Source organism: Pseudoalteromonas sp. GCY, assembly GCF_016695175.1.
Lineage (GTDB): Bacteria > Pseudomonadota > Gammaproteobacteria > Enterobacterales > Alteromonadaceae > Pseudoalteromonas.
Genome location: NZ_CP068023.1, coordinates 2,076,889 through 2,088,491 on the forward strand (window position 1 = coordinate 2,076,889; position 11,603 = coordinate 2,088,491).

Consider the following 11,603-nt stretch of genomic DNA (forward strand, 5'->3'; position numbering starts at 1 on the left):
CCGGAGTTACCACAGTTACAAGATTTACCGTCGATGGCCATTCGCCGTCCGGTATTAATCGTTGTATTAAATTTATTGATTATTATTGCTGGTATTGCTGCTCTTGCCGGCGTTGAAGTTCGTGAACTACCCGATGTAGATAGGCCGCGTTTAACGGTGTCCGCATCGTTTCCTGGCGGCTCGCCTGAGACTGTCGACACCGAAGTAACGAGTAAGTTAGAAGGGGCTGTCGCGCGTGTCAGTGGTGTAAAGAGCATTCGTGCGCAAAGTGAAGAGAATAATGCACGGATTGTTGTTGAATTTCGTCCGGGCATTAACCTAGATGATGCAGCAAACGAAACACGCGAATCCGTTTCTCGAGTACAAAGAGAGCTACCTGAAGAAGTCGAGCGGGTGTCCATTATTAAAGCGGATAATGACGCAGAAGCCGTGGTGTCTTTAACTGTAAGTAGTGCCTCCTTAACACTTGAAGGATTGACCGAGCGAGTAGAAAAAGACTTAGCGCCGCAGTTTTTAACTATTCCAGGCGTAGCCGATGTGCGCCTGAACGGCGATAGAGAGCGAGTGCTGCGCGTAAGGCTGGATCCCCTAAAACTAACAAGCTTTAATCTAACCGTTCCGGATGTTGCTGCAGCGCTTAGACAAGCCCCGTTTGATGTACCTGCGGGCAGTTTAAAGTCAGACGATCAACAGCTGATTGTCCGTGCTGATGCCACTTCTGTAACCGCTGAGCAGGTGAGTGATATCATCATTCGTGGTGAAACTCGGGTGGGGGATATTGCCTCTGTGTATTTTGGACCGGCTGATCCTCGCTCTATGGTGAGGCTTGATGGAGAGCCTGTAATTGGTCTTGAGATCATTCGCCAAGCACAGTCCAATACCATTGAAATCTCAGACGAAGTGCTGCAGCTCGTTGATAAGATAAAAGTACGCTTTCCAGATCTGGAGCTATTCGTCACCTCCGATGATGCACAGTTTATTCGCTCATCCGTAGACGAAGTCTTAAGCTCTTTGGTGATAACCATATTGCTGGTGGTATTCACGCTTTGGGTATTTATTGGCTCGTGGCGTGCGACGCTTATTCCAGCTTTTGCAATCCCGGTTGCGCTTATCGGTTCTTTGGCGCTGATCTGGGCGCTTGGCTTCTCTGTTAATATTTTAACCTTGCTAGCACTGGTGTTGGCCACTGGACTTATCGTCGATGATGCGATTGTTGTTAGTGAAAATATTCAGCGTCGTCGTGGCGAAGGGATAGGTCGTCGAGCCGCGGCGGTTCTTGGGACAAGAGAAGTCTTCTTTGCTGTAGTTGCGACAACCGCAGTGCTTGCTGCGGTATTCGTACCGATTGCTTTTTTGCCTTCAACTGCGGGCCGACTGTTCAGGGAGTTTGGTGGCGTGTTAGCTGGTGCCGTGATTATTTCTTCATTTGTGGCACTGTCATTGGTGCCAGCATTAACGTCTAAGTTAAAAGTAAAGCAAGATAGCAAAAAGCACCTGTTTTCGAGTATTGGTGTGAAACTCGCAGAAATGTATCGTGGTACGATCCACTGGGTGCTTGATCATGCATGGCTAACCTTTGGTGTATTTGTGGTTATTGCGAGCCTATCTGGCGCGCTCTATTCGCAATTGGATAATGAGCTTTTGCCATCTGAAGATAGAGGTAAGATCCGTATTTTCGCAAGAGGGCCTGACGGTGTTGGTCTTAACTTTATGGATAGACAGGCCAAACAGATGGAGGACATCTTATTACCTTTTGTAGAAAGTGGAGAAATAGAGTCAATCTATACGGTTGTTGGTCAGTGGGATCCCAATATCGTGTTTATCACTGTGCCATTAAAGCATTGGGATGAGCGTCATTTCTCGCAACAGGAAATTATCGATAAGATCAGAGGACCGCTTGGTAATATACCTGGTGCACCTGCTCGTGCCTTTGGTGCAAATAGCTTAAACCTAAGAGGCCAAGGTGGTGGTATCGAGCTTGCGCTACTTGGTAACGACTATTTAGAGATCTTTAAAGCAGCGCAACAATTTGCGGCTTTGGTTGAAAAAGAAATGCCAGACGTGGCTCCGGTGCAAATCTCTTATCAACCCTCACAACCTCAGCTGCGCGTAAACATTGACCGCAGAAGAGCAGAAGAGCTTGGCGTTAGTTTGAGTGATATCTCAACGACACTTAGGGCAGCTATTAATGGCGATGATGTTGCTGATTTGAATGTCGGCGATCAATCCATACCAATTATGCTGCAAGCTCAAAACCATACCATCCGAGACCCAAGTGATTTGGCTAACCTTTATGTTGGCAGCCGCTCTGGTGCATTAGTTCCGCTAAGTAGCCTTGCCGTTATTGTGGAAGAGGGCGTAGCGGCCGAGCTTGAACGCCACGCTCAGCGTCGTAGTATCGAGCTGGATATGAAACAGCCAGAAGACATGCCTATGGCAGAAGTGGTTGAAAAATTACGAACGCTGGCAGATCAGAGTTTACCCGACAGTGTGACACTGGCGTTTAAAGGTGAAGCGTTAACGTTTGAAGAAACGGCCAACGAAGTGTTACTTACCTACGTGCTGGCGTTCTTAATTGTATTGCTCGTGCTTGCTGCGCAATTTGAAAGCGTGAATAGTGCCGTTGTAGTTATGATCACAGTTCCGTTTGGGATCACTTCTGCCATATTGGCGCTGTATCTTACAGGTACTTCGCTAAACATATACTCGCAAATCGGCTTAGTGATGTTGATTGGTTTAATTGCTAAAAATGCCATCTTGTTAGTTGAGTTCGCTGATCAGTTACGTGACAAAGGACGGTCAGTAAGACAAGCCGTTGAAGAAGCAGCGGTGATCCGCTTGCGTCCTATCATGATGACCTTAGTATCTACATTACTCGGTGCTTTACCGTTGATTTTATCGGTTGGCGCAGGTGCCGAGTCGAGAAATGCAATTGGCTGGGTTGTATTTGGCGGTTTAGGCTTGGCAGTATTCTTTACGCTTTACCTCACACCTGTCGTTTATCTCGGTTTAGCGAGATTTACAAAACCGAGGGCGGATGAAACCAAATTATTAGTGGATGAACTTGATAAAGCTGAAAGTTAAATTCCCCGGTTAAAAATAAAGTAAGGTGAGCGCAGCAATAGCTGCGCTTTTTTTATACAGTGATTAATGTTGTGGTAACACATTCTTTGATACTTTTTGTTGAACTTTTCATTATTTAAACTGTCACAACCGATGTGGTTGTTTTATGGCCAGTATGTTTGCTACTCTAAGACAGTAAATCCTGTTTTCTATAACAATAATAAAAATAACAAGCTAATTGAAAGAAGATGTGCCATGGGTAATTTATTTTTAAAAGAACGGGAAAATTGGACCGCTTGGATTATTTGGAGCTTGATTGGTTGCACGGCAACCGTTGCATTGTCGAGCTATACCAGTGAGATATGGATGGGGCTATTAGCGCCTATCTTGGTATTAGGATTACTAACAACATGGATGAGTTACACCAAGCGATTTGATTTTTCCAGAGCATTCAAAGTGCTCAGTACCGTTGTGTTGTTTTCATCTATTCCGGTTATCATTGAAAAAGTGCTGCCAGCAAAAAACGCAGTCATTGGTATGATTGATTCGGGGATCATCGTGATTGCGATGGTTATCGCAAGTTGTATTTTTGCTTACATTGCCAAAAGGCCAAAGCAATATTATTGATTATTCGGCTATTATTTGCGCTTTTGAATGCAAAAATCGAAATAGTGCTTTACAACCGATGGATAACTCCATAAAATGCGCGCCAACAACGGAGAGATGGCTGAGTGGTTGAAAGCACCGGTCTTGAAAACCGGCATACGTTAATAGCGTATCTAGGGTTCAAATCCCTATCTCTCCGCCACCTCATTCCCAAAACCGCCTCCAAATGGCGGTTTTTTTCGTTTGGAGGCGTGTATGTCTGCGGCTAGTAACATGGCAATAATAAAACATAGTTCTATTTGGATTGTATTTAGTTATTTTTATCTTAGTGGCCTAAACATGGCTCTAACGTTGTCGATTGACTCACAACAAGACCCTGATATTACGATGACGCTGCTGCATGTTTTTTTATTCAATTGCCTTGTTGGTCATCTGATCACTAAATATGAAAAATCCTGGCCAGAAATTGCCAGTGTGGTTATTGCATTATTTGGTGTGGTTGGATTTGGACACTACTTTGTTGGTAGTTTGGGAGAGTACAGTGATGAGCTTAATATTGGGCTTGTATTATTGCTGCCATTTGCAACCTTTGTAATGAAAAAACTCAAACAATATGCCGAAGAGAAAGCCGCTAGTTAGCGGTTTTTTTGTGTCCGACGAATAGCTCGACTGCTTGATAATCAAGCAGCTCCGGTATCTTGCCTATTTTGGCTGTGATACAATCTAAGGTTCTTGTTAATAAAAAATATGGAAAGACTATGTCTCAATTCAACACAGACGCAGATAAAGCGAGCTACGGTATTGGTTTACAAATGGGTGAGCAACTTAAAGCAAACCCTTTTGAAGGTCTAAACCTTAACTCTGTATTCGAAGGTATGAAAGACGCTTATGCTGGTGACAGCTTCCGCGTTGAGATCCCTGAAATTCAAGCGGCATTTGAGAAGATCAATGCTGAAATCCAACAGCGTCGTGAAGAAGAAGCGAAAGTATTAGCAGCTGAAGGTGTTGCATTTCTAGAAGAAAATGCGAAACGTGCTGAAGTAACAGTAACTGAGTCTGGTCTTCAGTATGAAGTAGTTGAAACTGGCGAAGGTGATAAGCCTGTTGAAGATTCAAAAGTACGTGTTCATTACCACGGTACTCTAATCAACGGTACTACATTTGACAGCTCTTATGAGCGTGGTCAACCAGCTGAATTCCCAGTAAATGGTGTTATCAAAGGTTGGACTGAAGCACTTCAAATGATGCCTGCTGGTTCAAAATGGCGTCTATATGTACCGCATGAGCTTGCTTACGGCGAGCGTGGTGCAGGTGCTGCAATCGCACCTTTCTCAACGCTAATTTTCGACGTTGAGCTATTAGAAGTTTTATAATAGCATCGCGTGATCAAAAAAGGCCTTCTTAATGAAGGCCTTTTTGCGTTTAGCTAAAGCTGCTGAGAATACAACTTTGGCTGTCCGACAAGACCTTAGTACGTTGCACTACCTTTAGTACGAGGGAAGGCAATAACGTCACGTACGTTGCCCATGCCAGTAACATAAGCAACCAAGCGCTCAAAGCCAAGGCCAAAACCTGAGTGAGGCACTGTTCCATACTTACGTAGGTCGCGGTACCAGCTGTAATCTTCTTTGTTTAAGCCCATTTCTTCAAGACGCGCATCTAGCACATCTAAACGCTCTTCACGTTGTGAGCCACCAATGATTTCACCAATACCAGGCGCAACGACGTCCATAGCGGCAACAGTTTTACCGTCTTCGTTTTGGCGCATGTAGAACGCTTTGATATCACGAGGGTAGTTTTTGATAACTACTGGTGCGTTAAAGTGTACTTCAGCAAGGTAACGTTCGTGCTCTGATTGTAAGTCGACGCCCCACTCAACAGGGAATTCAAACTCTTTATCACATGCTTTTAGAATTTCGATAGCGTCTGTGTAATCTACCTGAGCAAAGTCTTTATCGATGAATGATTCTAGGCGAGTAATGGCATCTTTTTCGATGCGCTGTGCAAAAAATTCCATATCATCACGACGTTCGTCAAGTACTGCTTTAAACACATACTTCAACATGTCTTCTGCAAGCGCTGCGATGTCGTTAAGGTCGGCGAATGCCACTTCAGGCTCAACCATCCAAAACTCTGCCAAGTGACGAGAAGTGTTTGAGTTTTCAGCCCGGAATGTTGGACCAAAAGTATAGATTTTTGAAAGGGCACTCGCGTATGTTTCACCGTTAAGCTGACCAGATACGGTCAAGAATGCTTCTTTACCAAAAAAGTCTTCTGAATAGTCTACATCGCCTTTGTCTGTGCGTGGTAGGTTGTTCATATCAAGTGTAGATACACGGAACATCTCGCCTGCGCCTTCACAGTCACTTGCGGTAATGATAGGCGTGCTGATCCACTGGTAACCACGCTCATGATAGAAACGGTGAATAGCTTGCGCAAGACAGTTACGTACACGCGTAACCGCGCCCATAACATTAGTGCGAGGGCGAAGGTGCGCATGTTCGCGTAAGTATTCAATACTGTGGCGTTTTGCAGCCATTGGGTATGAATCTGGATTCTCAACCCAGCCTAATACCTCAACGCTGTTCGCTTGGATCTCAAAAGATTGACCTTGACCTTGTGATTGTACAAGCACACCAGTCACCGCTACTGAACACCCAGCAGTAAGACGAGTCACTTCGTCATAATTATTCAGCGAATTAGGGACTACGGCTTGAATAGGGTCAAAACAAGAACCGTCATGAACGGCTAGAAATGAAATACCTGCTTTTGAATCACGTCGTGTACGGATCCAGCCCTTTACTGTTACTTGGCTGTCAACCGCAACGGTGCCTGCTAGTAGCTCCGTTATCGCTGTGTGGCTCATCTTTACTCCAAATGATTTATTTTTTATTTGTAAATTAAAAGACAGAGTGTCTTATCGTCATGTAAGCCGTATCTTACCTGCGATGAACAAATAAAAAAACACTGAAATGCAAAAAACTGGGCTGAAAAGAATGAGTAAAAGCCATGAAAAAACAGTCGGACTGTGGCATTATGAATGTTCGATGATAAAAATAGCTTTATTAATACTAACAGTGACGTTCAAAACTCGATGAAACAAGTTTTTATTTTGAGGGGTCTACCTGGCTCTGGAAAATCGCATTATGCGCAAACGCTAGCCGACGACCTCGTCTCCGGCGATGAAACACAGTATTTTATCTGTTCAACCGATGATTATTTTCTTAATGAAAACGGCGAGTATCATTTTGAAAAACAACGCCTTTCAGAATATCACAATTTAAACTTAGCTCGGTTTATTAATGCCTTAGCTGAAGGCATCCCTTTGGTCGTTGTTGATAACACCAATATCAAGAAATGGGAATTTGTTGCTTATGCGTCAGCTGCTGTGGCAATGGGTTATCAAGTGAAAGAAGTCATTGTTGGTGAAATTAAAGATAAGTCCTTACAGCACTTATATGCTAAACGTAATAGCCATGGCATTGGTTTGAAAACAATTTCAAAAATGGCCCACCTTTTCGAATGGTGATCAAGCTTAGGGTAGAGTAACCCTAACAACGCTCGTGCATGTAAAACAGGGTAGTATCATATCCGATCTTACAGTTAAAAAGAGCGAGTTTAGAATTCGCCTTCGAGCAAACAAGAGACGGTCGTCAATGTGAGCTTCATTTTACATAGCGGCCGTTTAGTCAACTCATTCCTGCTCCATTTCGATTCAGCAGTGAAATGTGCAACCAACTTTTTTAGCTTCAGTTGACCCAATTTTAGTAATGCTACTGAGTTTCGAAAGGGCTCTGACATTTATATAGTGTCTAACGGGCTAGTTGTACCTGCAAAATGTTGGCCAAGTACATGTGTATAGATTTGTGTGGTACTAACGTCATTGTGGCCCAGTAATTCTTGAACACTTCTTATATCACGACCAGCTTGAAGCAAAAAATAAGTGACATCCATCACAATTAACATATCACAATTAGCAACCAAGCTGAGGTAGTGAAGTAAAAAGTATAAAAATACTTCAATCACTGGGTACAAAAACGTTTTTCGGTAGGCCAATTTTTAGCGCCAAAGCGTATCTCTGCATCAAAACCGAGTTATCGCGCACGACAAAGTGCTGCAAATGCAGCTGTAAGAAATTCGAGAATTGAGAATGTGAGTTTTACTAAGCCAGCAAGCGCTCGCAGTTTGTTAGGTTTGTCCGTCGTCGTTTTTGCAGTGTTTCACAGTAAGCGGTTAGTGTCCGCTCTCGACCAACTGCACCGTGGAATACCCGTGAAAATTGCGTAGTAAGTTTTATCCAGTTCTCCGGTCCGATATTTAGTCGAGTGAGAATAGGCTGAGACTCAAAGATATAACCGTGTTTATCGGCTCGAATACACTGGCCCGTGAGCTCAACTAATTCAATATAGGACTTGAGTTCAAAAGGAAGGCCTTTAGGCATATGTTTTCGTGGGCTGCCTGCAAAGCGTAGTAGGCTTTTTGGTTGTTTGCCCAGCTTAGCGTGGTCTATGCGTTTTTTGATACTGGTGTAGTCTGAGGTTTCAGGCGTTGCGGCGATTTTGGCTCTAATGGGGTTTAAGTCTACATATGCCAAACAAGCAGCCAGTGCAGCTTCATCCAGTAATGCTTGGGATTTGAATCGTCCTTCCCAAAACCGACCTGTACAATTATCTTCTTTATTTGCTCGACGGGCGATGTCTTCGTTAAGTACCCGCATAAACCAGCTAATATCTGCGAGCCTTTCCCTGTACTTGGAGACATGCTCGTTGAGTATCAATTGCTCCGACTCATTGAGTGGCTCACCTTCTGTAAATTTACGGCTTATCCAATTACCTTTAAACAACTTTTGCCACCGTATCAAAATCGCTTCATCCGACAGACGCTTAGCCTTTGTATCATCAACATATAAAACAATATGAGTGTGATTACTCATCACGGCATAAGCACAAATATCAATACAAAACACGGAACCCAACATCAGGAGCTTTTCTTCAACCCAATCACGGCGGTGCTCGTATGATTTTCCAGTAAATTTATCTTCACCGCACAGAAAGGCGCGCCTCACGCAACGGGAGATACAGTGGTAGTATTTGGTGTCGGTTAAACTGATCTGTCTTTTACGGGCAGTTGCCATAGTTTGGTTTTCTCAATCCTTTGAGTGCAGAAATAAAGCTTAGGCGGTATCTTAGGAAGGTGCAAATTAGTGGTGGGTGTCAGCGATTTGTTCCTCGGATATCAAGGGAAATAATGAAAAAATTTTTGCGCGTTTACGCATGAATAAATTAAAAATATTATTGTTTATCAAAAGGTTATTTGTCTTCGATTTGAAATAATAGGTTTGGGAAACGCGCATGCGCATTTTTCCAGATGGTATATTTAGCAGAATGCTGATAAGTTCTTTACATACTGATAGTTAACTGCGCGCGTTTTCACTGGTCCAACGAGGTAAACGCGCATGCGCACGAATAAAATGTTAGCTTTACAAGGAGTAATCTATGTCACTCTCAATCAATGAACGATTAGATTTTTTTGAAACAAACTATGATCCTATAGCAACATATCACCTTGATAAGGGTGGAAAACTGTATATTGGGAATGATGATAAAAAATGTCGTTTTTGTGGAGAAACGGAGCCGAATGTAACGTTCAGTAATGTAGCCCATGCTGTTCCTGAGTTTCTCGGAAATAAGCAATTAATTCTTAAAAATGAGTGTGACACTTGTAATACATTCGTATCCGAAAACCTTGAAAATGATCTTGATAAATATACAAAGCCTTTTCGGTTGGCAGCTCAAATAAAAGGCAAAAAGAAAGTGCCTAGTTATAAAACCAAAGATAAAAAATCTAGGTTTGAATTTTCATCGTCCGAAGGAGCTAAAATTATAGATAGAGAAGATAGTAAATTTGCGAATCTTGATATTGAAAATAAATCAATCGAAACAAATTTTCATCTCGAACCACATAGACCGAGTGCCGTTTTTAAATGTTTGGTAAAAATTGCACTTTCAGTAATTGATGATGTTGAACTGTCTAAATTTACCAATACGATCTCTTGGTTATTGGAACCTGATCATTCAAAAACAATTTGCAAGCCACAAATTCTTCTTAATGCATTTATTCCAGGCCCCAAACCAAATAAAGCTGTTACGATTATAGTACTCAGAAGAAAGGCTGAGTCAGTTGTTGCCCCATATTGCCACTTAGTTATTTGTTTTGGGAATATTGCTTATCAAATAGTGGTACCGTCCGATGTGGATATTACTAATGGAACTCAAACAGTGAAGTTGTATCGCTTCCCTTTACCATTCGAAGATAACAGGAAATATGGCAACATTAAATTCGGACAAGAAGATATTACAAATCATGAAGTTGTAAGAGATAAAATGTTACCGATGAGTTTCAGCTTCGACGAAGCTATTAAACTCGACCCTTCGACTGTGAGTTTATAAAAGTAAAGCTAACAAGCAACTCAACGCGGATTCGGTTTACGGTCACGCGTTTTGCAAAAATACGCAAAACAACGTTCCAGCAAACCTCACCGGTTAGTTGGGCGTTAGCGCACCATATCTATAATCGAGACTTAAATGAGGAATAGTTATGAATTTAGATGAGAAAAAGGCAGTTAGAATTTTATATACAAATTACAGAGGTGAAACAGCTTTACGAGTCGTATATCCTGAGCGCATTGTCTTTGACTCAACGGATTGGCATCCAGAGCAACAATGGCTTCTTGAGGCATTTGATCAAGATAGGGGAGCAGTAAGATTATTTGCGATGAAAGACATTAAGGCGTGGGTCGAAATGGAGTAAAACCAATGTATCTCGCTGACAATGAAATAAGGAGTAAATTAGACGAGATTAATTTTGAGTCCGAGTCGAGGGCGCAAGAATTTTGTGCAGACGAGCAAATTCAGCCTGCCTCGGTAGATTTAAGACTCTCAAACTCTTTCTGGATACCGAAAAAAGGTGGCTCTATTGATTTGAGGAAAACTGCTTTGATGGAGCTAGAGCCTAGAAGGTTTTGGAGAAAGGTAGCTTTAAAGAGCAGTGACTGCATAACAATAAAGCCAAATTCACTTGTTCTAGGTCGAGTTGCAGAAAAGTTTTCTATTCCACCTGATTGTGCAGGGAAAATTGAAGGGAGAAGTAGTTTTGCCAGAATGGGGTTAACTATACATTGTAGTGCCGACTTTATTAATCCTGGTTACCGTGGGCACATGCCAATTCAACTCTATAATATTTCTCCGTATCCGATCAAGATATTCCCTGGCATTCCCATTTGTCAGTTAAAATTTATCAAATTGACTTCGATTCCTAGTCGGCTATACGGCGAACAAGAATTGCAAAGTAAGTATATGGATGATGATGGCGGGCCTTCATATTGGTGGCGCGATAAAAGAATAAAAAAACTTCAAAAAGCATTCACTGAATACAGCGTTGATTTAAAAACTCAAGAAGAACTCTTGGAACGAATTGGAATTCAAGAGCCGGAAATCATAGAAAGGTTCGAAGTCTACGTAAGTACGAACCCTCAATTAGCATCGGAAGGTGTTGATTTACTGCTCCAAGGTTTTACAAAAAAAGAAGATAAGTTGAGAATAAGAGACAAATTGATAAAAGGGATCTCATATTCATTATTTCCTATTTTGGCGTCTGTATTTTTAGGGGCTTGGGTTGCAGGCATTGTCGGCGCATCAATTTATTTGCTCAGTGTTTCTACGCTGGCTTCAGTATATCCATTTTGGCAAGTAATCAAAGAACTTCCAAAAACCTATTTTGGAAAAATCGAGCTAAATGAAGCAGAAAGGCGCTAACAAGGCCATCAAGATTGACGTCTTTTCCGTTGTTTGTTTTGTGGCTTAACGCTACGCTATCACAAATCAAGCAACTCCAAAGCCGCAACTTATGGCGGCGTTAGCACCATGGATGAATCA

10 protein-coding genes, 1 tRNA gene and 1 pseudogene are annotated in these 11,603 nt (G+C 42.3%); 9 read left to right on the forward strand and 3 right to left on the reverse strand.

Features of this window, described 5'->3' with window-relative positions:
- Positions 1–33: 33 nt before the first annotated feature.
- From JJQ94_RS14385 to JJQ94_RS14405, 5 genes are all read left to right on the forward strand, one after another.
- A complete protein-coding gene (locus JJQ94_RS14385; RefSeq protein WP_172439979.1) occupies positions 34–3,084 on the forward strand; it encodes an efflux RND transporter permease subunit in 3,051 nt (1,016 codons plus the stop codon).
- A gap of 234 nt (positions 3,085–3,318) precedes the next feature.
- Positions 3,319–3,690 carry a hypothetical protein gene (locus JJQ94_RS14390; protein WP_010379077.1) on the forward strand — a complete coding sequence of 124 codons (372 nt, stop codon included), beginning with the start codon at positions 3,319–3,321 and terminating at the stop codon, positions 3,688–3,690.
- 90 nt (positions 3,691–3,780) lie between these two features.
- A tRNA-Ser gene (locus JJQ94_RS14395) sits at positions 3,781–3,871 on the forward strand.
- A gap of 53 nt (positions 3,872–3,924) precedes the next feature.
- Entirely contained in the window at positions 3,925–4,308 is a 384-nt protein-coding gene (locus JJQ94_RS14400; protein WP_010604797.1) for a hypothetical protein, read from the forward strand.
- Between the two features lie 119 nt (positions 4,309–4,427).
- Complete coding sequence (locus JJQ94_RS14405) at positions 4,428–5,042, forward strand: FKBP-type peptidyl-prolyl cis-trans isomerase (protein ID WP_010379072.1); 615 nt, start codon at positions 4,428–4,430, stop codon at positions 5,040–5,042.
- Between the two features lie 95 nt (positions 5,043–5,137).
- On the opposite strand, the gene asnS is transcribed toward JJQ94_RS14405, so the two are convergent.
- On the reverse strand, positions 5,138–6,535 hold the full coding sequence (asnS, locus tag JJQ94_RS14410; protein WP_010379069.1) for an asparagine--tRNA ligase: 1,398 nt from the start codon (positions 6,533–6,535) through the stop codon (positions 5,138–5,140).
- Positions 6,536–6,763: 228 nt separating this feature from the next.
- Here asnS and JJQ94_RS14415 point away from each other — a divergent pair, with 228 nt between their 5' ends.
- Complete coding sequence (locus JJQ94_RS14415; RefSeq protein ID WP_026000942.1) at positions 6,764–7,198, forward strand: AAA family ATPase; 435 nt, start codon at positions 6,764–6,766, stop codon at positions 7,196–7,198.
- A 272-nt stretch (positions 7,199–7,470) separates the two neighbouring features.
- Here JJQ94_RS14415 and JJQ94_RS14420 read toward each other — a convergent pair.
- Both JJQ94_RS14420 and JJQ94_RS14425 read right to left on the reverse strand, forming a co-directional pair.
- Positions 7,471–7,605, reverse strand: a pseudogene (locus JJQ94_RS14420) (tyrosine-type recombinase/integrase); the annotation flags it as partial.
- A gap of 226 nt (positions 7,606–7,831) precedes the next feature.
- Positions 7,832–8,803, reverse strand: coding sequence for a transposase (locus JJQ94_RS14425; protein WP_099031624.1), 972 nt, complete (start codon positions 8,801–8,803; stop codon positions 7,832–7,834).
- Positions 8,804–9,164: 361 nt separating this feature from the next.
- Between JJQ94_RS14425 and JJQ94_RS14430 the strand changes: the two genes are divergently transcribed.
- The 3 genes from JJQ94_RS14430 (at position 9,165) to dcd (ending at position 11,483) form a co-directional block, all read left to right on the forward strand.
- Positions 9,165–10,118: an HNH endonuclease gene (locus JJQ94_RS14430; protein WP_099031623.1), complete on the forward strand. Its 954-nt coding sequence runs from the start codon at positions 9,165–9,167 to the stop codon at positions 10,116–10,118.
- Between the two features lie 148 nt (positions 10,119–10,266).
- Positions 10,267–10,479 carry a WYL domain-containing protein gene (locus JJQ94_RS14435; RefSeq protein WP_099031622.1) on the forward strand — a complete coding sequence of 71 codons (213 nt, stop codon included), beginning with the start codon at positions 10,267–10,269 and terminating at the stop codon, positions 10,477–10,479.
- A 5-nt stretch (positions 10,480–10,484) separates the two neighbouring features.
- A complete protein-coding gene (gene dcd, locus JJQ94_RS14440; RefSeq protein ID WP_099031621.1) occupies positions 10,485–11,483 on the forward strand; it encodes a dCTP deaminase in 999 nt (332 codons plus the stop codon).
- Positions 11,484–11,603 lie beyond the last annotated feature (120 nt).

Excerpts from the sequence above, each read along its gene's own strand:
- dcd (WP_099031621.1), top strand. The coding sequence starts at position 10,485 with ATGTATCTCGCTGACAATGAAATAAGGAGTAAATTAGACGAGATTAAT.
- JJQ94_RS14430 (WP_099031623.1), top strand. The coding sequence starts at position 9,165 with ATGTCACTCTCAATCAATGAACGATTAGATTTTTTTGAAACAAACTAT.
- JJQ94_RS14405 (WP_010379072.1), top strand. The coding sequence starts at position 4,428 with ATGTCTCAATTCAACACAGACGCAGATAAAGCGAGCTACGGTATTGGT.
- JJQ94_RS14400 (WP_010604797.1), top strand. The coding sequence starts at position 3,925 with ATGTCTGCGGCTAGTAACATGGCAATAATAAAACATAGTTCTATTTGG.
- JJQ94_RS14390 (WP_010379077.1), top strand. The coding sequence starts at position 3,319 with ATGGGTAATTTATTTTTAAAAGAACGGGAAAATTGGACCGCTTGGATT.
- JJQ94_RS14385 (WP_172439979.1), top strand. The coding sequence starts at position 34 with ATGGCCATTCGCCGTCCGGTATTAATCGTTGTATTAAATTTATTGATT.
- asnS (WP_010379069.1), bottom strand. The coding sequence starts at position 6,535 with ATGAGCCACACAGCGATAACGGAGCTACTAGCAGGCACCGTTGCGGTT.
- JJQ94_RS14425 (WP_099031624.1), bottom strand. The coding sequence starts at position 8,803 with ATGGCAACTGCCCGTAAAAGACAGATCAGTTTAACCGACACCAAATAC.
- JJQ94_RS14435 (WP_099031622.1), top strand. The coding sequence starts at position 10,267 with ATGAATTTAGATGAGAAAAAGGCAGTTAGAATTTTATATACAAATTAC.
- JJQ94_RS14415 (WP_026000942.1), top strand. The coding sequence starts at position 6,764 with ATGAAACAAGTTTTTATTTTGAGGGGTCTACCTGGCTCTGGAAAATCG.